The sequence below is a fragment of the Streptomyces sp. AC558_RSS880 genome (assembly GCF_019049255.1).
GTDB lineage: Bacteria > Actinomycetota > Actinomycetes > Streptomycetales > Streptomycetaceae > Streptomyces.
The window spans coordinates 1-567 of sequence record NZ_JAGMUJ010000105.1 but is presented as its reverse complement, the minus strand read 5'-3'; the positions used below and the strand labels follow the sequence as shown (position 1 = coordinate 567).

1 protein-coding gene is annotated in these 567 nt (G+C 67.4%); it reads right to left on the bottom strand.

The window, feature by feature from the left end:
* Window positions 1–567, bottom strand: a 567-nt coding sequence (locus KUM38_RS28225) for a ketoacyl-synthetase C-terminal extension domain-containing protein (RefSeq protein WP_217133281.1), incomplete at both ends; no start/stop codon positions are given.

Sequence of the window (567 nt, the reverse complement as noted above, 5' to 3'; positions counted from 1 at the left end):
GGTGGGGGGTTCGGTGAGGATGATGTGGGCGTTGGTGCCGCTGATGCCGAATGAGGAGATGCCGGCGCGTCGGGTGTGGTTTTGGGTGGGGGGCCAGGGGTGTGGCTGGGTGAGGAGTTCGATGGTGCCGGTGGTCCAGTCGATGAGCTGGGTGGGTTTGTCGGCGTTGAGGGTGGCGGGTAGTTGGTTGTGGTGGAGGGCCATGACCATTTTGATGACGCCGCCGACGCCTGCGGCTGCTTGTGTGTGTCCGAGGTTGGATTTGAGTGATCCGAGTCGGAGTGGGTGGTTGTCGCGTTGGGTGCCGTAGGTGGCGAGGAGGGCTTGGGCTTCGATGGGGTCGCCGAGGACGGTGCCGGTGCCGTGGGCTTCGACGGCGTCGACGGCGGAGTAGGTGAGGTTGGCGTCTTGGAGGGCGGCGCGGATGACGCGTTCCTGGGCGGGGCCGCTGGGTGCGGTGAGTCCGTTGGAGGCGCCGTCCTGGTTGACGGCGGAGCCGGCGAGGACGGCGAGTATGCGGTGTCCCAGGCGTTGGGCGTCGGAGAGGCGTTCGACGACGAGTACGCC